19 protein-coding genes and 2 pseudogenes are annotated in these 22,604 nt (G+C 71.4%); 8 read left to right on the forward strand and 13 right to left on the reverse strand.

What is annotated here, in order from left to right; translation table 11 throughout:
• Positions 1-48: 48 nt before the first annotated feature.
• Positions 49-1,140, reverse strand: a complete 1,092-nt coding sequence (locus tag AC0L6Y_RS09445) for a 5-(carboxyamino)imidazole ribonucleotide synthase (RefSeq protein ID WP_473558418.1) — start codon at positions 1,138-1,140, stop codon at positions 49-51.
• A gap of 140 nt (positions 1,141-1,280) precedes the next feature.
• Between AC0L6Y_RS09445 and AC0L6Y_RS09450 the strand changes: the two genes are divergently transcribed.
• Entirely contained in the window at positions 1,281-1,889 is a 609-nt protein-coding gene (locus tag AC0L6Y_RS09450) for a GtrA family protein (protein ID WP_473551417.1), read from the forward strand.
• Here the strand turns inward: AC0L6Y_RS09450 and AC0L6Y_RS09455 are convergent.
• Genes AC0L6Y_RS09455 through AC0L6Y_RS09465 form a run of 3 tightly spaced genes read right to left on the reverse strand, consistent with a single transcriptional unit; the run spans position 1,788 to position 4,450 of the window.
• The gene (locus tag AC0L6Y_RS09455) at positions 1,788-3,101 is read right to left on the reverse strand and encodes a UDP-glucose dehydrogenase family protein (protein ID WP_473551420.1); all 1,314 of its coding nucleotides are present in this window, start codon (positions 3,099-3,101) and stop codon (positions 1,788-1,790) included. The genes AC0L6Y_RS09450 and AC0L6Y_RS09455 overlap by 102 nt on opposite strands.
• 48 nt (positions 3,102-3,149) lie before the next feature.
• Positions 3,150-3,647, reverse strand: a complete 498-nt coding sequence (locus AC0L6Y_RS09460) for a PH domain-containing protein (RefSeq protein ID WP_473551423.1) — start codon at positions 3,645-3,647, stop codon at positions 3,150-3,152.
• On the reverse strand, positions 3,644-4,450 hold the full coding sequence (locus AC0L6Y_RS09465; protein ID WP_473551425.1) for a biotin--[acetyl-CoA-carboxylase] ligase: 807 nt from the start codon (positions 4,448-4,450) through the stop codon (positions 3,644-3,646). The genes AC0L6Y_RS09460 and AC0L6Y_RS09465 overlap by 4 nt, the downstream gene beginning before the upstream one ends.
• Positions 4,451-4,518: 68 nt before the next feature.
• Between AC0L6Y_RS09465 and AC0L6Y_RS09470 the strand changes: the two genes are divergently transcribed.
• Genes AC0L6Y_RS09470 through AC0L6Y_RS09480 form a run of 3 tightly spaced genes read left to right on the forward strand, consistent with a single transcriptional unit; the run spans position 4,519 to position 7,182 of the window.
• On the forward strand, positions 4,519-5,355 hold the full coding sequence (locus AC0L6Y_RS09470) for a polyprenol monophosphomannose synthase (RefSeq protein WP_473551428.1): 837 nt from the start codon (positions 4,519-4,521) through the stop codon (positions 5,353-5,355).
• Between the two features lie 10 nt (positions 5,356-5,365).
• A complete protein-coding gene (locus AC0L6Y_RS09475) occupies positions 5,366-6,964 on the forward strand; it encodes an acyl-CoA carboxylase subunit beta (protein ID WP_473551431.1) in 1,599 nt (532 codons plus the stop codon).
• Entirely contained in the window at positions 6,961-7,182 is a 222-nt protein-coding gene (locus AC0L6Y_RS09480; protein WP_473551434.1) for an acyl-CoA carboxylase subunit epsilon, read from the forward strand. Before AC0L6Y_RS09475 ends, AC0L6Y_RS09480 begins: the two co-directional genes overlap by 4 nt.
• Before the next feature lie 451 nt (positions 7,183-7,633).
• Here AC0L6Y_RS09480 and AC0L6Y_RS09485 read toward each other — a convergent pair whose 3' ends face one another.
• From AC0L6Y_RS09485 to AC0L6Y_RS09500, 4 genes and pseudogenes are all read right to left on the reverse strand, one after another.
• A complete protein-coding gene (locus AC0L6Y_RS09485; protein ID WP_473551437.1) occupies positions 7,634-8,692 on the reverse strand; it encodes a hypothetical protein in 1,059 nt (352 codons plus the stop codon).
• Positions 8,689-9,897, reverse strand: a complete 1,209-nt coding sequence (locus tag AC0L6Y_RS09490; RefSeq protein ID WP_473551441.1) for a sensor histidine kinase — start codon at positions 9,895-9,897, stop codon at positions 8,689-8,691. The genes AC0L6Y_RS09485 and AC0L6Y_RS09490 overlap by 4 nt, the downstream gene beginning before the upstream one ends.
• A 64-nt stretch (positions 9,898-9,961) precedes the next feature.
• Positions 9,962-10,670, reverse strand: a pseudogene (locus AC0L6Y_RS09495) (response regulator).
• Between the two features lie 85 nt (positions 10,671-10,755).
• Positions 10,756-12,066 carry a class I SAM-dependent RNA methyltransferase gene (locus tag AC0L6Y_RS09500; RefSeq protein ID WP_473551445.1) on the reverse strand — a complete coding sequence of 437 codons (1,311 nt, stop codon included), beginning with the start codon at positions 12,064-12,066 and terminating at the stop codon, positions 10,756-10,758.
• 21 nt (positions 12,067-12,087) lie between these two features.
• On the opposite strand from AC0L6Y_RS09500, the gene AC0L6Y_RS09505 reads away from it, so the two are divergent.
• Together AC0L6Y_RS09505 and AC0L6Y_RS09510 are read left to right on the forward strand one after the other, a co-directional pair.
• On the forward strand, positions 12,088-12,759 hold the full coding sequence (locus AC0L6Y_RS09505) for a Maf family protein (protein ID WP_473551448.1): 672 nt from the start codon (positions 12,088-12,090) through the stop codon (positions 12,757-12,759).
• Positions 12,760-12,829: 70 nt separating this feature from the next.
• A complete protein-coding gene (locus tag AC0L6Y_RS09510) occupies positions 12,830-14,590 on the forward strand; it encodes an acetyl/propionyl/methylcrotonyl-CoA carboxylase subunit alpha (RefSeq protein ID WP_473551451.1) in 1,761 nt (586 codons plus the stop codon).
• A gap of 74 nt (positions 14,591-14,664) precedes the next feature.
• Here AC0L6Y_RS09510 and AC0L6Y_RS09515 read toward each other — a convergent pair whose 3' ends face one another.
• Positions 14,665-15,546 carry a DUF559 domain-containing protein gene (locus tag AC0L6Y_RS09515; RefSeq protein ID WP_473551455.1) on the reverse strand — a complete coding sequence of 294 codons (882 nt, stop codon included), beginning with the start codon at positions 15,544-15,546 and terminating at the stop codon, positions 14,665-14,667.
• Between the two features lie 182 nt (positions 15,547-15,728).
• Positions 15,729-17,168 (reverse strand): NAD(P)H-quinone dehydrogenase, encoded by a 1,440-nt coding sequence (locus AC0L6Y_RS09520; protein WP_473551458.1) that lies wholly within the window; start codon positions 17,166-17,168, stop codon positions 15,729-15,731.
• A 54-nt stretch (positions 17,169-17,222) separates the two neighbouring features.
• Here AC0L6Y_RS09520 and AC0L6Y_RS09525 point away from each other — a divergent pair, with 54 nt between their 5' ends.
• Positions 17,223-18,059, forward strand: coding sequence for a purine-nucleoside phosphorylase (locus tag AC0L6Y_RS09525; protein ID WP_473551461.1), 837 nt, complete (start codon positions 17,223-17,225; stop codon positions 18,057-18,059).
• 38 nt (positions 18,060-18,097) lie between these two features.
• Positions 18,098-19,705 (forward strand): phospho-sugar mutase, encoded by a 1,608-nt coding sequence (locus tag AC0L6Y_RS09530; RefSeq protein ID WP_473558421.1) that lies wholly within the window; start codon positions 18,098-18,100, stop codon positions 19,703-19,705.
• Between the two features lie 10 nt (positions 19,706-19,715).
• Here AC0L6Y_RS09530 and AC0L6Y_RS09535 read toward each other — a convergent pair whose 3' ends face one another.
• The 3 genes and pseudogenes from AC0L6Y_RS09535 to AC0L6Y_RS09545 form a co-directional block, all read right to left on the reverse strand.
• Positions 19,716-20,486 carry a GDSL-type esterase/lipase family protein gene (locus tag AC0L6Y_RS09535; RefSeq protein WP_473551463.1) on the reverse strand — a complete coding sequence of 257 codons (771 nt, stop codon included), beginning with the start codon at positions 20,484-20,486 and terminating at the stop codon, positions 19,716-19,718.
• A gap of 247 nt (positions 20,487-20,733) precedes the next feature.
• On the reverse strand, positions 20,734-21,486 hold the full coding sequence (locus tag AC0L6Y_RS09540; RefSeq protein ID WP_473551466.1) for a PTS sugar transporter subunit IIA: 753 nt from the start codon (positions 21,484-21,486) through the stop codon (positions 20,734-20,736).
• Positions 21,486-22,599 (reverse strand): annotated as a pseudogene (locus AC0L6Y_RS09545) (adenosine deaminase). Before AC0L6Y_RS09545 ends, AC0L6Y_RS09540 begins: the two are co-directional and overlap by 1 nt.
• Positions 22,600-22,604 lie beyond the last annotated feature (5 nt).

The following is a 22,604-nucleotide window of genomic DNA, read 5'->3' on the forward strand; positions in this document are numbered from 1 at the left end:
CGACGGCAACGAGCGGCTTGACTTCTGGCACGTCGCCCATGCTACGACTCAGCCCTCGAAGAACCCTGCTGCGGCGCGCGCACCGGCGCGGACGGCCTCCAGGTCGTCGCCCACCGCCGTGACGTGCCCCACCTTGCGTCCGGGACGGGACGGCTTGCCGTAGGAGTGGAACTTGACGGCCGGTTCGGCGGCGAGCGCCGCCCCGTAGCGCTCCGGCATCGAGGATCCGACGGGACCGCCGAGCACGTTGACCATGACGCTCCACGCCGCGTGCGGGCGGGTGTCGCCGAGCGGTTGATCGAGCACCGCGCGCAGGTGCTGCTCGAACTGGCTGGTCACGCAGCCGTCGATCGTCCAGTGGCCGGTGTTGTGCGGGCGCATGGCGAGCTCGTTGACCAGCAGTCGGCCGTCGGCGGTCTCGAAGAGCTCCACGGCGAGCACGCCGGTGACGCCGAGCCCGGTGGCGATCGTCTCCGCGAGTGCGGCGGCCTCGGCGATGAGCTCGGCCGAGGCGCCGGGGGCCGGCGCGGTGACCTCCGCGCACACCCCATCGCGCTGCACCGTCTCGACCAGCGGCCACGACGCGAGCTCGCCGCTCGGGCGACGCGCCACCAGCTGCGCGAGCTCGCGCCGGAAGTCGACCAGCTCCTCCACCAGCAGCGCCCCGCCGGAGGCGTGCTCGTCGACCACCGCGAACCAGTCGGCGACCGCGTCGGCGCTGCGCACCACGCGCACGCCCTTGCCGTCGTAGCCGCCACGGGGCGTCTTCACGACCGCGGCGCCGCCGTGCGCCTCCAGGAACTCGGCCAGCTCCGCCTCGTCGTGCACGGCGGTCCAGTCGGGAACCGGGGCGCCCAGCTCGCTCAGCCGCTCGCGCATCCAGAGCTTGTCCTGCGCGACGGCGAGCGGAACCGGGCCCGGGTGCACCGACACCCCGCGCTCCAGCAGCGCGGCCAGCACCGGCTGCGGCACGTGCTCGTGGTCGAAGGTGATGACGTCGACCTCGGCCGCGAAGGCCAGCACCGTCTCGGCATCCCGATAGTCGCCGACCGCCGTCGCGGCGATCTCGGCCGACATGCCCGGAGCCTCCGCCAGCACCCGGATGTCGATCCCGAGCGCCACCGCCGGGGGCACCATCATGCGGGCGAGCTGCCCGCCGCCGATCACGCCGACTCTCACCGATACTCCTCCAGGATCGCCCCACGCAGTCCGGTTAGACTGCCGCCTCTACGACCCTAGTTGCCCGCATCGGGCGCCAACCCCGAAGCGAGGAATGCCGCGTGCGAAAGCTGTTCGGACAGTTCACGCGCTTCGGCCTCGTGGGCGCGATCGGGCTCGTCATCGACATCGGCCTCTTCAACCTGCTGCGCCTGACCGTGCTGAGCCCGGATGAGCTGCACGAGGGTCCCGTGCTGGCCAAGATCATCTCCACGACGATCGCGATCGCGGCGAACTGGGTCGGCAACCGGCTGTGGACCTTCCGCGAGCACCGCGGTCGCCAGCTCGTGCGCGAGGGCGTCGAATTCGCGCTGGTCAGCGTCGGCGGCATGCTGATCGGGCTGGCCTGCCTGTGGGTCTCGCACTACGCGCTGGGCTTCACGAGCGTGCTCGCCGACAACATCGCCAGCAACGTCGTGGGCCTCGGCCTCGGCACGGCGTTCCGCTTCACGCTCTACCGCGCGTGGGTGTTCGCGCCGCACCGCACCGACACGGCGCCGGCGCTGTTCCCCGACCAGGCCGAGTACGGCGCGCCCGCGCGGCCCGAGTCCGAGCCGCGCGAGACCGCGCTACGGACGGCCGAGGCTCTGGAAGGTCCAGCCGGCCGCGCGCCACGTCGCGGGCTCGAGGCAGTTGCGGGCGTCGATCATGTGGGGCCGCGCGACGCGTGAGGCTGACGCCGCCGCATCCAGCTCGCGGAAGTTCCGCCACTCGGTCGCCACGATGACCAGTTCGGCGCCGTCCAGCGCGTCGTCGATCTCGGCGACGTAGTTCAGCTCGGGGTGCACGCGGCGCGCCGTCTCGATCGCCTCGGGGTCGGTCGCGCGCACGTCGGCGCCGAGGTCGTGCAGCCGGTACGCCACGTCGAGCGCCGGCGCATCGCGCACGTCGTCCGAGTCGGGCTTGAAGGCGAGACCGAGCACCGCGACCTTGCGACCGGTCATGTCTCCGTCGAAGGCGTTCAGCGCGAGCTCGATCACGCGATCGCGGCGGCGCATGTTGATCTCGTCGACCTCACGCAGGAACCCGACCGCGCGCCCGACGCCGAGCTCTTCGGCGCGGGCCGAGAAGGCGCGGATGTCTTTGGGCAGGCAACCGCCGCCGAAGCCGATGCCGGCGTTCAGGAAGCGGCGGCCGATGCGCGCATCGTGGCCGATCGCGTCGGCGAGCTGCGTGACGTCGGCACCGGTCACCTCGGCGATCTCGGCCATCGCGTTGATGAACGAGATCTTGGTCGCGAGGAAGGCGTTGGCGCTGACCTTGACGAGCTCGGCGGTGGCGAAGTCCATCACCAGACGCGGGATGCCGCCCTCGATCGCGCTCGCGTAGACCTCGTCGAGCTGCGCGACGGCGGATGCGCCCTCGTCGCCCGGGCGGACGCCGTACACCAGACGGTCGGGGCGCAGCGTGTCCTCGACCGCGAAGCCCTCGCGGAGGAACTCCGGGTTCCAGGCGAGCGCCGCGTGCGGCGCCTTCTCGCGCACGATCGCGTCAAGGCGTGCCGCGGTGCCGACCGGAACCGTCGACTTGCCCGCGATGAGCGCGCCGTCGGCGAGGTGGGGCAGCACCGACTCGAAGGCCGCGTCGACATAGGTCAGGTTGGCGCCGTGACCGTCGGCGCGCTGCGGGGTGCCGACCGCGAGGAAGTGCACCTCAGCGTCGGCGATCGCCGCGAAGTCGGTCGAGAACGTCAAGCGGCCCGAGGCGAGCTGCTCGCGGAGCAGGTCGTCGAAGCCGGGCTCGTAGAACGGCACCGTGCCGCTCGCGAGCATCTCGATCTTCTTGACGTTGACATCCACGCCGACGACCGTGTGACCGAGCGACGCCATGCTTGCCGCATGAACGGCGCCGAGATAACCGCAACCAATAACCGAAAGCTTCACAATGCCCTATTCTGCCCGACCACTCGGACCCTGATGACCAGCCGGATCTCAGCCCGCTTCGCCCTGCTGACGCCTCGCCGCGATGGGGTTGAGGCTCTCCTCCATGAGGTCGTGCAGCGCTGACTGCACGACCGCCGCGTGCGGCACGTCGTGCAGCACGAACGGATGCTCCAACCCGGTGTTGATGCGCACGTCGCCGCTGCCGAAGACGAACTGCAGCCCCGCCTGCCGGACCGTGACGTCGTAGCTGCGCGAATGCAGAAGCTCTTGGCGCGTGCGCACGACGACGCCGCGACGCGCCACGATACGCCGTGTGGTCACCACGTAGCTGTGATTGAGCCAGGAGACCACCGGCGCGAGCACCCCGAAGACGACGAGAACGCCGGCGACGGCGAATAGCACGGTGTCGTACCACGGCTCCGGCAGGTTGCCCGCGAAGTAGCTCGTGGCCCCGGCGACGACGACCAGCAGCAGGCTCGGCCAGAACAGCGCGCGGCCGTGCGAGCGCAGCCGCGCGACGACGACCTCGGGCTCGGCGGTGTTCACGACGGGTGCCTCACGTGGGTCACGTCGCCCGCGGCGACCGCGACGATCGCTCCGCCGGCCGCGGGGGCGACGCGCAGCCGCCCCGCCGCGTCGAGGCCGACGGCGGTGCCCTCGAGCAGCTCGCCCCCGGGCAGTTCGACGCGGACCGCGCGCCCGAGCGTCGTGCAGACCGCGGTCGCCCGCTCGGCGAGTCCGCTCGCCTCGGCGTCGCCGTCGGCGAGCGCGTAGCTCTCGACGAGGGTGCGGAGCCCGCGCAGGTACTCCGCCACGAGCGCGTCGAGAAGGTTGTCGTCCGCCGCCACCCCGAGCACGTCGAGCGACGTGGCGGTCGGCACCGGCAGCTGCGCGGTCGTCATGCTCGTGTTGATGCCCAGACCGAGCACGGCGGCGTCGCCGCTCGGGACGAGCTCGGCGAGGATCCCACACAGCTTTCGGCCGTTGACGAGCACGTCGTTCGGCCACTTGAGTCCGGCCTCCAGGTCGGGAACCACCGCGGCGAGCGCATCGTGCATGGCGACGCCCGCCGCCAGCGGAATCCAGCTGAAGCGCTCCAGCCCGAGCGGCGCGCCGTGAGAGTCCCGCGGGCGCAGATAGATCGAGATCGCGAGCGAGGCTCCCGCCGGCGCCACCCAGCTGCGGCCGAGACGCCCGCGTCCGGCCGTCTGCGTGTCGGTGAGCAGCGTCGTGAACTCGGCCAGCTCGGTCGCGGTCGCCAGCGTCACGAGGTCGGCGTTCGTCGACGCGCTCTCGTCGCGCCAGAGCAGCTCCGGCACGACTTCGCGACTCGCGCGCCAACTCGTCATGCCGCCAGCCTAGAGCGACATCCCGCGCGCACGAGGAGCCGCGCGCCCCCGCGTAAAGTTGACGAACCATGACGGCTTCGCCTGCCTCCGACGCGCCCGCGCGCGTCGTCATCGTCATGCCCACCTTCAACGAGGCCGAGAACCTCGCCGCGGTAGCGGGCGCGGCGCTCGACGCGCTCCCCCAGGCGCAGCTGCTCGTCGTCGACGACGCCAGCCCCGACGGCACCGGACGACTCGCCGACGAGCTCGCCGCCGCCGACACCCGCATCCACGTGCTGCATCGCAGCGGCCGCGAGGGTCTCGGGGCCGCCTACCTCGCCGGGTTCGCCGCCGTGTTCCGCGATCCGGCGCTCGCCGCCGACGTGATCATCGAGATGGATGCCGACGGCTCGCACCCGGCCAGCGCGCTCCCGGCGCTGCGCGACCGCCTGCTCGCCGACGAGACGCTCGGCCTGGTGATCGGCTCGCGCTGGATCCCCGGCGGCGGCATCGCCGACTGGCCGCGCTACCGCAGCGTCCTCAGCCGTGCCGGGAACACCTACGCGCGTGTTCTCCTCGGGCTCACGGTCCGCGACTCGACCGCCGGCTTCCGCGCCTACCGCGCCGCCGCGCTGCACGCCGCCGTGGACGACGTCGTGCAGTCGCACGGCTACTGCTTCCAGATCGACCTCGCCCGCCGCGTCGATGCGGCCGGTTTCGGGCTCGCCGAGGTGCCGATCACGTTCCACGATCGCGTGCACGGCGCCTCCAAGATGAACGCCCGAATCGTGCTCGAGGCGGTGTGGCGGGTCACCGGCTGGGGGCTCGCGCGCATGCTCGGGCGGGGCATCCGTGGAAAGGTCACCAGGAATCGGCCGACACTTGGGGGATTCCCTCAAGGCGACGCCCCCGGCGGCGCTCGCTAGGCTGAACGGCGTGAGCGCCGACGATCAGACCCCCGACCTGTACACGACTGCAGGCAAGCTCGCCGATCTCAAGGCCCGATACCACGAGGCGGTGACCGCGAGCGGCGAAGCCGCCATCGCCAAACAGCACGCCAAGGGCAAGAAGACGGCGCGCGAGCGGATCACCGAACTGCTCGACCAGGGATCGTTCGTGGAGCTCGACGAGTTCGTGCGCCACCGCACCCACGCCTTCGGCATGGAGAACAAGCGCCCCTACGGCGACGCGGTCGTCACCGGCACGGGCACCATCCACGGCCGCCAGGTCGCCGTGTACGCGCAGGACTTCACCATCTTCGGCGGCTCGCTCGGCGAGGTGGCCGGCGAGAAGATCATCAAGGTGATGGAGCTCGCGCTGCGCACCGGCGTGCCGATCATCGGCATGCTCGACTCCGGCGGCGCGCGCATCCAGGAGGGCGTGGTCGCGCTCGGCAAGTACGGCGAAATCTTCCGCCTCAACACGGCCAGCTCGGGCGTCATCCCGCAGATCTCGATCATCATGGGCCCGGCCGCCGGTGGCGCGGTCTACGGCCCCGCGCTCACCGACTTCGTGATCATGGTCGACAAGACCAGCCAGATGTTCGTCACCGGCCCCGACGTCATCAAGACGGTCACCGGCGAGGACGTCGGCATGGACGAGCTCGGCGGCGCCTACACGCACAGCCAGCGCACCGGCGTCTCGCACTACCTCGCCGACGACGAGACGGATGCGCTCGACTTCGCGCGCGCCCTCGTCTCGTTCCTTCCCGACAACAACCTCGCGGAGCTTCCGGTCTACGAGAGCGAGGTCGAGCTCGAGATCACCGACGCCGACCGTCGACTGAACACGATCATCCCCGACTCGCCGAACCAGCCGTACGACGTGCGCGAGATCATCGAGCACATCGTCGACAACGAGGACTTCCTCGAGATCCAGGCGCTGTTCGCCCCGAACATCGTGATCGGCTTCGCGCGCGTCGAGGGCCGCTCGATCGGCATCATCGCGAACCAGCCGCAGCAGATGGCCGGCACGCTCAACATCGACGCCGGCGAGAAGGCCGCGCGATTCGTCCGGTTCTGCGACGCGTTCTCGATCCCGATCCTCACGCTCGTGGATGTGCCCGGCTACCTGCCCGGCACCGACCAGGAGTGGACGGGCGTCATCCGCCGCGGCGCCAAGCTGCTCTATGCCTACGCGGAGGCGACCGTGCCGCTGGTCACGGTCATCACCCGCAAGGCCTACGGCGGCGCCTACATCGTCATGGGCTCCAAGCAGATGGGCGCCGACCTGAACTACGCCTGGCCGACGGCCGAGATCGCCGTGATGGGCGGCCAGGGCGCGGTCAACATCCTCTACCGCGGCGACCTCAAGAAGGCCGAGGAGGCCGGCGAGGACGTCAACGCGGTGCGCACCCGCCTCGCCAACGAGTACACCTACAACGTGGCCTCTCCGTACCTCGCCGCCGAGCGCGGCGAGCTCGACGGCATCATCGAACCCGCGGCGACACGCATCGTGGTCGTCAAGGCGCTGCGGGCTCTGCGCACCAAGCGCGCGGAGCTTCCCCCGAAGAAGCACGGGAACATCCCGCTGTGAGCGAGAACGAGGGCACGGCGCCGCAGATCCGCATCACGGGAGGCAACCCCTCCCCCGAGCAGGTCGCGGCGGTCACCGCCGTGCTCAGCGCCGCCCTCGAGCAGCTCGCGGGCGAGGATCGCCCCGTCGAGACGGGCCTGAACGGCTGGCAGCGCTCGCAGCGCGGCCTGCGTCGCCCGCTGACGCGGGGCGAGTGGAAGCAGTTCCCCCGGCGCTGAATCAACGGAATCCGTTGCAGGGTTGACGTTTCGCCACGTTTTCCGTTGCGTGCGATCCTGGTTTTTGAGGAGTTGCCCCCAGGTTCGACCGCTCGCGCGCGACAGAAGCCCGGAAAACCAGGGGAGCGGCCGAAAATGTACCCCGAAAGTCAGCCGAAATGGCGACTACCGATTCCGTCGCGCCGAAACCAGGATGGGATCACACGGTGTATCCATGCTGATACATCACACTCCGTCGGCGCTCTAGGGTAAGGCGCCGAAGGAATGGGGGCGAGTCAGGACGACATTCGGGTTGTCGTCCTGACTCGGACGTGAGCGAGGGTCGGACGGAGTGTCCGGCCCTCGACTCCATTTCGGGCGGCATGCCGCCGACGCCGGGTCTGCCGGCGCCGGGTCCGCCTGCGCCGGGTCCGCCGCGTTCGGCCGGCCGTGCCGGGCCGACGCAGCGCCGCTACTCGGCTGCTTCGACCGCCTCCGGGGCGACGCGCGGAATCTCCAGCCAGAGCGCGATCTCGTCGTCCTCCAGGGAGTCCTGCGCCAGCAGGCTCGCGCTGCCGTCGTCGCTCGTCCGCAGCCCCACGACCGTGACCGCGATGTCCGAGCCTTCGGGGACCGTCCGGATCACGACCTTGTCGGCCGAGACCGAGCGCAGGGCCCGCGCGAGCTCCTCGAGCACGCGCGTGAGCTCCACCTCGGGCAGATCGTTGATGCCGCCCTCATCCAGCAGCGTCACCGTCGTGCCACGCCGTCGGGCGAGCATCACCTGCTCCCGCACCGCATCGCTCAGAAGGCGCCGGCCGCGGATCTCGTCGCGGATCGCGCCCTCCAGGTGCAGGCACTCGGCGCGCTGCTCCGGCGTCAGCTCTCCGCCCGAGCGCTGGATGATCCGCAGCATCGGCAGCGCCATCAGGCTCGTCTGGCCGAGCCGGAACTGCCGCTCGTTCAGGTGCGCCTCCTGGGCGGCCTGCCACTCGGTCGCCTCGCGCTCGGCGCGCGCGAACCGCTGCGAGTCCCGGGCCGCCTTCGCGAGCGTGCTCGTGATGATGTGCGCGACCGCCACCCAGCTCACGCTGCCGACGACGCCGAGGCTCACCAGGCCGCCGGGGCCGCTCCACAGCAGCGTCTGCACCACCAGCAGGCCGACGCCCACCCAGGCGAAGCCGGGACGCCGCCGCACCGCCACGATCGCCATCAGCGTTCCGACTGCCGCCACGTACCAGGTCGCGTAGCCGTTGCCGCCGGGCCGGTTCGGATCGAGCACCGACGCGACGAGCACCGGAACCGAGAGCGACACCGCGACCGCGAACGCGGCGGCCCAGAGTGGCAGCGCCGCCGAACGACCCGGAGCCAGCGTCACCACGGTGGCCAGCGCATACAGCCCCATCGCCACGAACACCGGGGCCGCATCGCTCGCGAAGCTCCCCGTCAGCGAATAGAGCGCCAGCACGACGTGGTACGTGGAGAACAGCGCCGCCAGCGCGACGATCAGATACCGGGGAACGCCGATCACGGGGCGACCTCCTCGGCCTCATCCGGCGCCGGAGCCCCGTTGACGTCCGATGCGCCCCGAGGATCCGGCCAGAGCAGGCGCACGCGGGTGCCCTCCCCCGGCGCGGAGACGATCTCGGCGAAACCGCCCGCGCTCGTCACGCGCTCCAGGATCGAGACCCGGACGCCCAGGCGCTCGGTGGGGACGTCATCCAGCACGAACCCCGGACCGGAGTCGCCGACCTCCACCGCCACCGCGCCCGAGCCGTCACCGCGGATGCCGATCCACCGTGACGCGTCCTCGCCCGCGTGCTGCAGGCTGTTGACGACCGCCTGCATCGCGGCACTGAACAGCGCCTCCGCGGCGGTCAGCGGAACCGAACTCGCCCGCACGTCCTCGACGGCGATCCGGATCGACGCCGACATCTTCGACGCGGCCGCCTCGATGCGGCTGGCCAGCGCCGGGCCGCTGACCAGCGCCTCCGCGTCGCGACCGACCGCGACCGCGTCGCGCAGGAACCCGATCGCGTTGCCCGCCATCGTCGCCGCCAGCGCCTTCGACTCGGCCGTGTAGGCGCGCGCCGCGGTGAGCAGCGTCGTCAGCACGCTGTCGTGCACGATCGCGTCCACCTGGATCCGCTCCGCCTCCGTCGCGTGCTCGCGCACCGCGTGCCCGTAGCGCTCGAGCGCGGTGGACTGGGCCCGGTCGACCGTGCGCGCCGCATCCCGCAGGATCGTCGTCACGATCGTCACGAAGCCGCCGAGCAGAATCGCGTAGATCGAGTCGAGCAGCGCCAGATCGAGCGACACCGCGCCGCCCGCCGGGGTCATGCGCACGACGCCGTAGAGCACCGGCACCGCGAACAGGTACACCGTCGCCCACAGCAGCGGCAGCGCGAGCGTCGCCATGACGGTCGCCACCGTCAGCAGGAAGTACAGCCAGAAGCTCGAACTCGGCGCCGCCTCCGCATCGATGACGGCGAACGGCCAGCTGATCAGCGCCACCAGGTACACGAACGGGAACAGCGCGTTCGACGAGGCCAGGGCCCGACCTCGAATCGAGGCGATCCCCGCGATCAGCAGGCTCGCGACCAGCGCGGAGACGATCGCGAACAGCCACACGCGCGACAGGTTCGGAGCCTGATCGACGATCGCGCCGATCGACTGCAGGAAGAACGCGACGCCGAATCCGGCCGCCGAGCGCGCGATCGCGCGCTCCACGCGCACCCGACTCAGCGGATTGCGAACCTGCCGGCTGGGAGGTCCGCCAAGTACCTCGCTCGGAGCCCGACTAGCGGGCATCGCCGCCGTCGGCATCCAGCCCCGGCAGGATGCCGTCTTCGACCGCGCGACGCAGCAGGTCGACCTTCGTGGGGGCGGGACGCCCGACCTCCACGTACTTCACACGGATGCGGTCCAGGTACTCGCGCGCCGTCGAGTAGCCGATGCCGAGCTTCTCGGCCGCCAGCTTGAGCGGCAGGCCCGACGCGTACAGGTGCAGGATCTCGCGCTCGCGTCGACCCAGCTGCGCCTTCGCGAAGTCGCGGTCGGCGTTCGATCGCCGTCGCCCACTCCAGGTTGTTGAGCACCTCGCCGCGCGCGACGGTCGCCGCCGCGGTGATGACGGTGCGCATCGACGAGGCCTTCGGGATCACGCCCGCGGCCCCCGCGGCGAGCGCCTCGCGCACCAGGGTGACGCGGTCGGCGATGCTGTGCACCAGCACTGCCGCGCCCAGACCCTGCGCCGCCTTGACGTTCTCGGTGACAACCGAGCCGTCGCCGAGCGACAGGTCGAGCACCACGACGTTGACCTCACGGCCGGCCAGGCCCTCGACGAGCTCGGCGACCGTGGCGGCGGCCAGCACGAAGTCGTGGCCCTCATCCAGGAACGCGGCCTTCAGCCCGAGGCGCACGGCCTCGTGGTCATCGACGACGGCCACCCGAACCGGTGCCGTCGAGGCTCCGCCGTCTTCGCGCTCGATCGTCTTCGAGACGTCCATACGGTTCCCAGCCTTCCTGAACGACGCATCGCTCGTCGCGCTATCGTACCCCGATGCTCCGCGGGCGCAGTGGCCCCCGGCCGGGTTACACGCGCACGAGCGTGCCTACCGCCTCCACGTGGTGGGTGTGCGGGAACAGGTCGAAGGCCCGCAGGCGGTCCAGGCGGTAGCCGGAGTCCTGCAGCGTCGCGACGTCGCGGGCGAACGCCACCGGGTCGCAGGCGACGTAGACGAACTGCGCCGGACGCAGCTCGGTCAGGGCGTCGAGGACGGCCCGGCCGGCGCCGCTGCGCGGCGGATCGAGCACGACCGTGGCCGCCGAGAGGCGGGCCCGCTCCGCCGCCGAGGCGTCCCCCAGCGAGCGCACCCACTGCTCGACGCGCGCCGTCACGGTGTGGGCGCCGATCCAGTCGGCGAGGTTCTCGGCGGCGTGCTCGGTGGCGCGCTCATCCGATTCGACGCTCGTGATGCGCAGTGTGCTGCCGAACTTGTCGCCGACCGCGGCCGCCAGCAGCCCCACCCCGCCGTACAGGTCGAGGTTGGCCGCCTTCGGGTCGAACAGGTCCTCGACGATCCCCGACTGCACCGCCTCGGTGAGCGCCTGCGGGGCCGCCTCGTGCACCTGCCAGAAACCGGCATCGTCGACGCGGAACTCGCGGTCGCCGACGCGCTCGCGGATCACGCTGCGCGCCTGCTTGCCGATGATCAGGCGCGCGCCGCCGACGCTCGGCGCGAGCACGTTGATGTGGGCCTCATCGCTCGCCGGGCCGCGTCGCCGACCGCGCGGCTTCGGCGCGGGCGCGGCGCCGAGCTCCGGGTAGCGCTCGTCGAGCGGCGCCACCTCGCGCACCGCCTCGGTGGCCAGCGGCAGCGAGCCCACCCGGATGACGCGGTGCGACCGGGACGCGAACGGACCGACCGTGCCGTCGGAGGCGACATGCAGGCGCACGCGCGTGCGCCATCCGGTGCCGTCCGGGTTGCCGGGCAGCGCCTCCACCTCGACGTCGCGGGAGAGCTTCGCCATGCGGGCCAGCGCCTCGCGCAGCACCGAGGCCTTCAGCTCGCGCTGGTGGGCGAGCGTGATGTGCCCGAACTCCGCGCCGCCGGGGCGGATCGCCGGATCGCGATCGATGTCGGCCTCCGGCCAGACGTGCGCCTGCCGGTGCGGGCTCGCCTCCAGCACGCGCACCGTGTCGGCGCGCCAGAACTTGTCCTTCGAGTCGTCGGTGATGCGCGCCAGCACGCGCTCGCCGGGGATCGCGTCCGCGACGAACACCACCCGGCCCTCGTGGCGGGCCACCGCGACGCCGCCGTGCGCGATGTTGGTAACGTCGAGCTCGACCTCCCGGGGCGGTGCCGAGTCGTGGGTGGCCGTCGTCGATCGTGGGGAACTCATTCCATGAGCATAGGAGTCGCGGTGTCCGGATCCCTGAGCGCGCCCCTCCGGCTCTACCTCGCCTCCACCTCCCCCGCCCGACTCGCCACGCTGCGCGCCGTCGGGATCGAGCCGATCGCCCTCGCGCCGGGGGTCGACGAGGAGGCCGCCGTGAGCGCCGCCGAGGCGTCGCGCGGCGGTCCGCTGGCGGCTCCCGACATGGTGCAGCTGCTCGCGCGCCTCAAGGCCGAAGCGGTCGCCGAGCGCACGGTCGATGCGGCTGGCGTCCCGCTGAGCGGCCTCGTCCTCGGCGGGGACTCGGCGTTCGAGATCGGCGGCCAGATCCACGGCAAGCCGCACCACCCCGAGGTGGCGCTCGAGCGCTGGCGAGCGCAGCGCGGCAGCTCCGGGGACCTGCACTCCGGCCACTGGCTCATCGAGATGCGCGAGGGCACTGCCGTCGCCGCCGTCGGCGCCTCGGCCGTGGCGCGCGTCCAGTTCGCCTCCGACATCGACGACGACGAGCTGGAGGCCTACGTCGCCACCGGCGAGCCGCTCGCCGTCGCCGGGGCGTTCACGATCGATTCCAAAGGCGCCGGTTACATCGAGCGCATCGACGGCGACCCGCACGCGGTGGTCGGTCTGAGCATCCCGCTGCTGCGCACGCTGGTGCGCGAACTCGGGTACTCCTGGCACGACTTGTGGAATCGCTAGCGCGGATCACGCCGTTTTTGTTCCCACCGGACAACGGCGAGGGGCGCCGCGCACAATAGGCTGAAGAACTATGGCTCGCATTTCGAAGGTCCTCATCGCGAACCGGGGGGAAATCGCCGTGCGCGTCATCCGCGCCGCCCGCGACTCCGGTATCGCTACGGTCGCCGTCTACGCCGACCAGGATCGGGATGCCCGGCACGTCAAGCTGGCCGACGAGGCCTACGCGCTCGACGGCGCCACCTCGGCCGAGACCTACCTCGTCATCGAGAAGCTGCTCTCGGTCGCCCGTCGCTCCGGGGCGAACGCCGTGCACCCCGGCTACGGCTTCCTCGCCGAGAACGCCGACTTCGCGCGCGCCGTCATCGACGCGGGCCTCATCTGGATCGGCCCCTCGCCCGACTCGATCGAGCGGCTCGGCGACAAGGTCAGCGCGCGGCACGTCGCCGAGAAGGTCGGCGCCCCGCTCGCCCCCGGCACGCTCAACCCCGTCTCGGACGCGGCCGAGGTGCTCGAGTTCGTCGACCAGGTCGGCCTGCCGGTCGCAATCAAGGCCGCCTTCGGCGGCGGCGGACGCGGCCTCAAGGTCGCCCGCACCCGCGAGGAGGTGCCCGAGCTGTTCGAGTCGGCGACCCGCGAAGCGGTCGCCGCGTTCGGCCGGGGCGAGTGCTTCGTCGAGAAGTACCTCGACGAGCCGCGCCACGTCGAAACCCAGTGCCTCGCCGACTCCGCTGGCAATGTCGTCGTCGTCTCGACGCGCGACTGCTCGCTGCAGCGCCGCCACCAGAAGCTCGTCGAGGAGGCCCCCGCGCCGTTCCTCACCGACGAGCAGCGCGACCTGCTCTACTCCTCCTCGAAGGCGATCCTCAAAGAGGTCGGCTACCTGGGCGCCGGCACCTGCGAGTTCCTGATCGGCAAGGACGGCACCGTCTCCTTCCTCGAGGTGAACACGCGACTGCAGGTCGAGCACCCCGTCTCGGAGGAGGTCACCGGCATCGACCTGGTGCGCGAGCAGTTCCGCATCGCCGAGGGCGGCATCCTCGACTACGACGACCCCGAGACGCACGGCCACTCGATCGAGTTCCGCATCAACGGCGAAGACCCAGGACGCGGCTTCCTGCCGATGCCCGGGCCCGTGCACGTGCTGCGCTTCCCCGGCGGCCCCGGCGTGCGCGTCGACTCCGGCGTCACCACCGGCGACGTCATCTCGGGCGCCTTCGACTCGCTGCTCGCCAAGCTGATCGTCACCGGCCACACGCGTGAGGACGCGCTCGAGCGCGCCCGCCGCGCCCTCGACGAGTTCGAGGTCGCGGGACTGCCCACGGTGCTGCCGTTCCACCGCAAGATCGTGCGCGATCCGGCCTTCACCGCGCCGGACGGCCACTTCGGCGTCTACACGCGCTGGATCGAGACCGAGTTCGACAACGACCTGGAGCCGTGGGGCGGCATCCTCGCCGACGCGGCCGCGCCCGAGAAGCGCCACAGCGTCGTCGTCGAGGTCGAGGGCAAGCGCGTGTCGGTGTCGCTGCCGACGCAGCTGCTGCCGACCGCTGGATCCGTCTCCGCGGCGCCTGCGCCCAAGCGGCGTGCGGGCGGCGGCGGACTCGTGACCGCGACCGGCAACGCCGTGAAGGCGCCCATGCAGGCGACGATCATCAAGATCGCCGTCGCCGAGGGCGACACCGTCGTCAAGGGCGACCTCGTGGCCGTGCTTGAGGCGATGAAGATGGAGCAGCCGCTGACGGCGCACCGCGACGGCACGGTCGGCAAGATCGACGCCGCCGTCGGCACCACCGTCTCCGCCGGCCACGTCCTCCTCTCCATCAACGACTGACCCCTCCCGTTTTCAGGAGTTTGTGTGACTGGAGTGACGCGTGACGCCTCGATTGCGTTCAACCGCCACGCTGCTCACGAAATCTCCTGAAAACGGTCGACCGCGGCGAGGATCTCTCGCGCGCAGGTCGGCCAATCGGTGGTGATCTGGCCATAGGTGAGCCGGATGACGACGAAGCCCCGCGCAGCCAGGGCACGATCGCGCGCCCGGTCGCGCTCGAACGCCTCGCGTCGGGAGTGGAACTCCCAGCCATCGGTCTCGATGATCACGCGGGTGCCGCGGATCCACGCGTCCACTCGGCCGACGCCGGGCACCGCGACCTGACGATCGACCACCAGCCCGAGTCGCTCGAGTCGTTGCGAGATGAGCGACTCCTGCCCTTCCTGCGTTCCCGAGCGGATACTGGCCAACCGAACCGTCGCGAGCGACGTCGTCGCACCGAGCGATTCGACCAGTCGACTCGGGTCGAGCCCGTAGCGCCACACGGCTGTCTCAACGCACGCGATCGCCGTCTCATGATCAGCCCACTGCGCGACCTGGACCAGGCAGGTCGGCAGCGGCACCCTCCAGCACTCGCGAGCCGCCGGCGCATCCACCCAGTGCAGTGCGAGCTCCCGATCGGCGATGTCCGGCGTTCTCGCCGCAGCGAGGCGCGGGTCGCGGATCCGAAGCCTCGATGCGTTCGGTGCAACCGCGACGTGCAGGCGACGATCGAAGCCCGACCAGAGCAGGTAGCTGCGGGCGGCGCTCACCCCCGCCAGGCGGCCGCCGACTCGCGCGGCGAGGATCGCGTCCCACGGGGCGTCGTGCGTCGCGTAGTGCGCGCGACGGACGCGGCGAATCTGGTTGGCACGGACGGCCGCGGTGATCGCAAAACCGTCACATCCGCCGTGGATCAGCTGCTGACGAGTGGCAACCCCGCCGAGCCCCGTGATGATCTCGGTCGCCGACGTCACCCGTTGATGGTGGCGTCACGTCGCGGCGCGTGCCCCGCCGTCCGCCAACCTGTGCAAGCTGACCCGCTGTGAACGACCCGTCGCCCCTTCCTTTTTCAGGAGTTGGTGTGACCGGTGGGGCCAGAGTCGACCAACGACACAACTCCCACCTCATCCGTCACACAAACTCCTGAAAACGGGAGTCAGTCGACGATGTGCATGGCGCGGGCGGCGTCGGTGATGCTGCCCGAGAGGGAGGGGTAGACGCTGAACGCGCTCGCCAGCTGGTCGACCGTCAGCCGGTGCTCGACGGCCAGCGCGATCGGCAGAATCAGATCGGATGCCTTCGGCCCCACGATCACCCCGCCGATCACCGTTCCCGAGCCGGTGCGCGCGAACAGCTTCACGAAGCCGTCCTTGATCCCCATCATCTTCGCGCGCGGGTTCGACGGCAGATCGAGCTTGTAGATCTCGCCCTGCGCGATCCCGTCCTCGATCTGCTTCTGGCTCCAGCCGACGGTCGCGACCTCCGGCTGGGTGAAGATGTTCGAGGTGACGTTGCGCAGCTCGGTCGGCGACACCGCATCCCCCATCGCGTGGAAGATCGCGCTGCGTCCCTGCATGGAGGCGACCGAGGCGAGCGGCAGGAAGTCGCTGCAGTCGCCCGCCGCGTACACCGACGGCATCGAGGTGCGCGCCACCCGGTTGACGCGGATGTGACCCGACTCGGTCAGCTGAACGCCCGCCTCCTCGAGCCCGATCCCCGCCGTGTTGGGGATCGCGCCGACCGCCATCAGACAGTGCGAGCCCTCGACGGTGCGGCCGTCGGAGAGCGTCACCAGCACGCCGCCGTCCTCGGTGCGGTCGATGTGGTCGGCGCGCGACTTGGAGAGCACCGTCATGCCGTTGCGCGTGAAGACCTTCTCGATCACCGCGGCCGCGTCGGCGTCCTCACCGGGCAGCACCTGGTCGCGGCTCGAGATCAGCGTGACGCGCGCACCCAGGGCCCGGTAGGCGGAGGCGAACTCGGCGCCGGTGACACCGGAGCCCACGACGATCAGGTGCTCGGGCACGACGTCGAGCGAGTACAGCTGCTTCCAGGTGAAGATCCGCTCGCCGTCGGGCTTCGCGGTCGGCAGCTCACGCGGGCTCGCCCCGACCGCCACCACGATCGTGTCGGCGTCAATCGAGTCGAAGTCGGTGCGCGCCTTGCCCTTGCCGGTGGAGACGACGATCCGGTTCGGGCCGTCGAGCCGCCCGTCGCCGGCGACGATCTTGACGCCCGCCCGGATCAGCTGCGCCCGCATGTCCTCCGACTGCTGGCGCGCGAGCATCAGCAGCCGCTGGTTGACCGCCGCCAGGTTGACGGTGACCTCGGGACGCACGGCGCGGCCGGCATCCGTCCGGGTGAAGAACTGCACGCCCAGGTCGGCCGCCTCGCCGATCGCGCTGGCCGCCTCGGCGGTCGCGATGAGCGTCTTGGAGGGCACGACGTCGGTCAGCACGGCGGATCCGCCGACCCCGACGCGCTCCACCAGCGTCACCTCCCCGCCGAGCTGCGCCCCGGCCAGGGCTGCCTCGAATCCGCCCGGACCGCCGCCGAGAATCGCGATCCGCTGAGTACGCTCGAAATGGGACGACATGCCCCCATTCTTGTGCATTGATCGGATGCCCCGAGCCACCGTAAAGTGAGTGTCATGTCTGCACGACCCACCACGAATCCCCTCGACGACCCGGCCGCCGACCCGTTCGAGATCGCCCGCCTCGCCGCCGAGCAACTGGCCGCCGCCACGGGCGTCGAGCGCCACGACATCGCGCTCACCCTCGGCAGCGGGTGGGGTGCCGCCGCGGAGCTCCTCGGCGAGACCGTCGCGCAGGTCCCGGCGACCGCGATCGTCGGCTTCAGCACCTCGGGCGTCGCCGGGCATTCGGGCACGCTCCGCAGCATCCGCCTGGCTTCCGGAAAGCACGCCCTGGTGATCGGCGCGCGCACCCACTACTACGAGGGTCACGGCGTGCGCCGCGTCGTCCACTCGGTGCGCACCGCCGCGGCGGCCGGCGCGAAGGTCATGGTGCTCACCAACGGCGCGGGCGGCATCAAGGACCACTGGACGCCCGGCACCCCGGTGCTGATCAGCGACCACATCAACCTGACCGCCGACTCGCCGCTTGAGGGCGCCACCTTCGTCGACCTCACCGACCTGTACTCGACGCGGCTGCGCGCGATCGCGCACGAGGTGGATGCGAGCCTCGACGAGGGCGTCTACTGCCAGTTCCGCGGTCCGCACTACGAGACCCCGGCCGAGGTGCAGATGGCGAAGACGATCGGCGGCCACATCGTCGGCATGTCGACGGCGCTGGAGGCGATCGCGGCACGCGAGGCGGGCATGGAGGTGCTCGGGATGTCCCTCATTACGAACCTCGCCGCCGGCATCTCCGCCGAGGCGCTCAGCCACGCCGAGGTGCTGCAGGCAGGCAAGGACGCCGAGCCGGTGATCACGCAGCTGCTGGCGCGCATCGTGGAGCAGCTGTGAGCGAGCGCGCGGAGCTCATCGCGCGGGCCCGTGAGTGGATGGCGCAGGACCCGGACGAGGCGACGCGCGCCGAGCTGGATGCGCTCCTCGCCCTCGTCGACACCGGCAGCGAGCAGGCGGCGGCGGATCTCGCCGAGCGCTTCTCGGGACGTCTGCAGTTCGGCACCGCCGGTCTTCGCGGGGCGATGGGGGCGGGCCCGCAGCGCATGAACCGCGTCGTCGTGGCGCAGGCCGCCGCGGGGCTCGGGTTCTTCCTGAAGACGCGCGAGCCGAACCCCTCGGTCGTGATCGGCTACGACGGACGCCACAACTCGCGCGTGTTCGCGGAGGATTCGGCCGAGATCCTGCAGGGCCTCGGGGTGGCCGCGACCGTCCTGCCCCGGATGCTCCCGACGCCGGTGCTGGCGTTCGCGGTGCGCGAGCTGCGCACCAGCGCCGGCATCATGGTGACGGCGTCGCACAACCCGGCCGCCGACAACGGCTACAAGGTGTACCTCGGCGGGGCCGATGGCGGCTCCCAGATCGTTCCGCCCGCGGACGGGCTGATCGCCGCGGAGATCGATCGGGTCGCGAGCGGCTCGATCGCGAACCTGACCCGATCGTCGGAGTATGCGACGGCCCCCGAGTCGGTGATCGCCGCCTACGTGGAGCGCACCGCGCACGCCGCACGCCACATCGCCCCGCTGACGATCGCCTACACCCCGATGCACGGCGTCGGCCTGGAGACCTTCGAGAGCACGCTCGCCGCGGCGGGGTTCCCCGCCGCCGAGGTGGTCGCGGAGCAGGCGCAGCCCGATCCCGACTTCCCCACCGTCGCCTTCCCGAACCCGGAGGAGCCGGGCGCGATGGACCTGGTGCTCGCGCGGGCCGCCGAGGTCGGCGCCGACCTGGCGATCGCCAACGATCCGGATGCGGACCGCGTCGCCGTCGGCATCCCCACCTCGAACGGCTGGCAGCGTCTCAGCGGCAACGAGGTCGGCTGGCTGCTCGGCTGGGAGGCGGCCCGGGCCGCCGACAGCGGCACGCTCGCCAACTCGCTCGTCTCCTCCCCCGCGCTCGGGGCCGTCGCCGAGCGCTACGGGCTCGAGCACGCGGAGACGCTCACCGGCTTCAAGTGGATCTCCCGTGCCCCCGACATCGTCTTCGGCTACGAGGAGGCGCTCGGCTATCTCGTCAACCCGGACACCGTCCGCGACAAGGACGGCATCTCGGCCGCGCTCGCGGTGCTGTCTCTCGCGGCGGAGCTGCGCGGCCGCGGCGAGACGCTGGCGGACCGGCTGGAGCAGTTCGCCGCCGAGTTCGGCGGCTACGCCTCCGGCCAGATCTCGATCCGTGTGACCGATCTCAGCGAGATCTCGCGGCTCAGTGCGGCGCTCCGGGAGAACCCGCCGCGCGAGATCGGCGGCATCGAGGTCACCGTCGTCGAGGATTTCCTTGCCGGCGTGGGCGACTATCCGCGCAGCGACATCCTGCGCTTCCGGCTCGCCGGGGGCGGTCGGGTGATCGTGCGTCCGAGCGGAACCGAGCCGAAGCTCAAGTGCTACCTGGATGCCGTCTCGCACGAGGGCGACGGCGCGGAGCGTCTGGCGGCGGCGCAGGCGACACTGGACCGCCTCGACGCGGGGATGCGCGAACTGCTCCGTTGACCGCCGAGAGCTAACGCGGCGAGCGATCCAGCCGTCCGAGTGCGGCCACGGTCGCGCGCGCGAGCACGTCGGCCCAGATGCGATGCAGGTCCGGCCACGAGATGGACTCCTCGACGAGCGCCCGCCCGAGGCGCAGGTCCGGGAACGGAACGAAGCTGACGCCGGGGATCGTCGCCGCGAGTCGCACGCTCGCTCGATCCAGCGCGAGCGCCTGCTTGTCGAGGATCGCGCGCGCCGGCTCCGGAACGGGCCGGAAGTCGCTGATCGGGGGGATGCCGGCGAGGATGACCGGGCACTCGCGCCCCGCGTTCTCCCGGATCGCGGCGATCGCACGCGTCAGGTCCGCGTTCCAGTTCTCCCCCGAGGTCGCCAGCAGCACGTCGGGAACGCCGAGCATGAGGATCGCCGCGTCGAGTTCGGAGAGCTCGAGCGCCGCCGCCGCGCTGGCGGCTCCCGCCGCCGTCAGGTCGGGCGAGGCGATCGTCTGCCACCGGACACCGGCGGAGGTCTCTCCCGCGATCGCCGAGGCGGCACGTGCCGGGACCGCCATGCCGTGCCGCAGCACGCCGTAGCCGCCGGCGCCGACATCCCCCATGAAGAGCAGACGGCGCGGGGACGCTCCCTCGATGGCGGTCGCCGGCTCGTCGCGGGGGAACGGGGCGGTCAGCACGTCACGCCGGTACTGCGCCAGGTGGGCGCGCAGAATCGGCCGCACCAGTGCGAGCAGGAGTCGAACCGCGTTCGCACGAGACGAGCGCGATGCCGGAGGGGTGTGAGGCATGTCGAGCCATTCTGCCGGAAAGGGCGAGCGCCGCCCAGTTGAGAGACACTCGACCGCGGCCGCTATGACGCCGAAACCGACCCCCGCCATGTGGGGGTGTTGATTTGGCGAACATCGCCGGAAATCCGGGTTACCTTAGAGCATTCCCAAGTCTTCTGGACTTGGGACGCGTCTGGCTGGTAACCGGATGCGCGCGGCGCTGTGATGCCCTGATCAATCGCAGCGCCGCGCCCCGACTTCGGTCGCGTCAGCCGAGCGCCTTCTCGAGCTTCGCGGTGAGCTCGGCGGTGTCGAAGTAGTTCTCGACGACGACCACGTCGGCGTACGTCTTGCCGATCGCGGTCACGAACTCCGGGCTGGTGAGAATCACCTGCGCGTCGTCCGCTTCGGCGTGCAGCGAGTTCAGGTCGGTGGCGACCACGGTCGCCTCGATGCCGAGACGACCCAGCACGCGCTCGGCGTTCACCTTGAGGATGCCGCTCGTGCCCACGCCCGCACCGCAGATGGCGACGATCTTCATGGCTGCCTCCCGCCCGGCGGCGCGACCGGCGTCGACCGGCGGCACACTCAGAATCGACCGCACCTCGTCGGCGGTCGTCGCCTCGGCGATGCGCTCGACGGCATCCGTGTCGTTGAAGGTGTTGGCCAACTGGGCGACGAATCCGATGTGCCGATCGTTCGCCGTCACGGCGAGGCCGAGCACCACCCGAACCGGGTCGTTGTGCGGGTGGCCGAACGCGACCGGCTCGGCCAGCGTCGCCACCGCGAAGCCGTCGGCGAGCACCTCGGGGCCGGGACGCGCGTGCGCGAGCGCCAGGCCCGGCGCGATCACGACGTAGGGCCCGTGCTCCTCGATCATGCGCACCATCGACTCCGTGTACTCCGGCTTCGCCGCCCCCGTCGCCACGAGACCCGCGCCGACGACCGCGACCGCGGCACGCCAATCGGCGGCAGCCGCGCCGAGCGCGACCGCCGCATCCGGAAGCGGAGGGAGCGACATCACGCGGCCTCGAAGCCCCCCTCGATCAGCTCGATGAGCTCCTGGCGCTCGTCGAGCGGCAGGAACGCGGCCTCGGCGGCGTTGAGCTGGAAGGCGAGCAGATCCTGCAGGTCGTAGCCGAAGGCGTCGACGAGCAGTCCGAGCTCGCGGGTGAGCGTGGTGGCGCTCATCAGGCGGTTGTCGGTGTTGACGGTCACCCGGAAGCCGAGCTGGTAGAGCGTGTCGAACGGGTGCGCCGACATCTCGGTGCCCCAGGTCTGCGATCGCACCGGTCTGCAGGTTCGAGCTCGGGCTGGTCTCCAGCGCGATGCTGCGGTCGCGCACCCACTGGGCGACGCGGCCGAGCGAGACGTAGTCGTTGTCGTCGTCGCGCGACTCCACCGTGATGTCGTCGGCGACGCGGACGCCGTGGCCCAGCCGCAGCGCGTGGCCGTCGACGAGGGCACTCCGGATGCTGTCCGGGCCGTCCGCCTCGCCGGCGTGAATGGTGGCGGGGAACATCTCGCGGGCCAGCAGGTCGAAGGCGTCGCTCATGCGCGACGGCGGGAAGCCCGCCTCGGGGCCGGCGATGTCGAAGCCGACCACGCCGCGATCGCGGTGGCGCAGCGCCAGTTCGGCGATCTCGAGGCCCCGATCCAGGTGGCGCATCGCGCTCACGAGCTGGCCGACGCGGATGTGCGATCCGGCGGCGCGTGCCGCGGCGACACCGGCATCCAGCCCCGCCTGCACGGCCTCGACGGCCGCGTCGAGGCTGAGACCCGCGCTCACGTGCTGCTCCGGCGCCCAGCGGATCTCGCCCCACACGACGCCGTCATCGGCGAGGTCGGCGACGAACTCGCGCGCGACCCGCTCCAGGCCGTCGGCGGTCTGCATCACCGAGGTGGTGACGTCGAAGGTCTTCAGGTACTCGACGAGCGAACCCGAGTCGCTCTTCTCGGCGAACCAGGCGCCGAGCGCCTCCGCGTCGTCCACGGGCGCGCCGCCCGGCAGCTCGATGCCGTGCGCATCGGCGAGCTCCAGGATCGTCGCCGGGCGCAGGCCGCCATCGAGGTGATCGTGCAATGACACCTTCGGAAGGGCCTTCAGGACAGACGGTTCCGCGACATCGCTCATGCCTA

The sequence above is a fragment of the Pseudolysinimonas sp. 10J20-29 genome, assembly GCF_055809595.1.